Source organism: Pseudomonas sp. 382 (assembly GCF_002759075.1).
In the GTDB taxonomy this organism is placed as follows: domain Bacteria; phylum Pseudomonadota; class Gammaproteobacteria; order Pseudomonadales; family Pseudomonadaceae; genus Aquipseudomonas; species Aquipseudomonas vlassakiae.
Genome location: NZ_PEMX01000099.1, coordinates 1 through 976 on the forward strand (window position 1 = coordinate 1; position 976 = coordinate 976).

The 976-nt window shown below is 51.6% G+C and carries 1 protein-coding gene; it reads left to right on the forward strand.

Features of this window, described 5'->3' with window-relative positions; all coding sequences use genetic code 11:
* The first annotated feature begins 2 nt into the window (after positions 1 to 2).
* Positions 3 to 956 (forward strand): IS110 family transposase, encoded by a 954-nt coding sequence (locus CQW31_RS30755; RefSeq protein WP_099816124.1) that lies wholly within the window; start codon positions 3 to 5, stop codon positions 954 to 956.
* The last annotated feature ends 20 nt before the right edge of the window (positions 957 to 976 follow it).

The window sequence follows — 976 nt, forward strand, 5'->3', positions numbered from 1 at the left end:
CCATGGCAATGCAGGTAGGAAAGTTGATCGTGGGTGCGGATGTCGCAAAAGCTGAGCTGGTTATCCACCACGATGATCGCGACGAGATCATCAGATTGAAAAATTCCAAACTCGAGATCAGAAGGTGGCTGAAACAACAGCCCCTGAACACCGCTATCGCTGTTGAGGCGACCAATGTTTATCACTTGGACTTGGTTGAGCTGGCCCATAGCCTAGGTTTCGAGGTCTATGTCATCGATGGGTTTCAACTGAGCAACTACAGGAAGGGTGTTGGCGGACGAGTGAAAACTGATCCTTCAGATGCTCGGTTGCTGTCCCGTTTTCTGAGGAATGAAGGCGAGGACCTGCGTCCTTGGACTCCTCCTCCTGCTGTCTACGGCAAGCTTCAGAGCCTCCTGCGACGCAGAGCCGCCTTGGTCACTGCTCGTACTGCAATGACCCAGAGCTGGGCTAACGAAACCCTTTTGAAAGCTGCCTTCGAAACCTTCGTGAAATCGATAGATCGGTTGGATCAGCTGATCCAAAAGAAGATTAAAGAAGTGCTGCGAGAAGCTGGGCTGCAGGAGCAAGTCGCTCGCTGCCAGGCAGTAGAGGGCATTGGATTTCTCACCGCAGCAGCATTGGTGATGGCTTTTATGAGGGGCGAGTTCAAAAGCAGTGATTCGTACATTGCATTCCTGGGAATGGATTTACGAGTTAGTGATTCCGGACAGAAGAATGGACGACGTCGCCTCACCAAACGAGGCTGTTCAGAAATTCGTCGCTTATTGCATAACGCTGCGATGGCTGCCAGCAGATCAGCCGCCTGGAAAGAGCTTTATGAACAGCATCGGAACGCTGGTAAAGCAACAACCCAAGCTCTGGTAATCCTGGCAAGAAAGCTCGCGCGGGTGGCATTCGCCCTGATGAAAAATCAGGACGAATACGTCACCAAAGGCGGGAAACTGGCTTGCTGAAAACCATAGAATCTCCCACA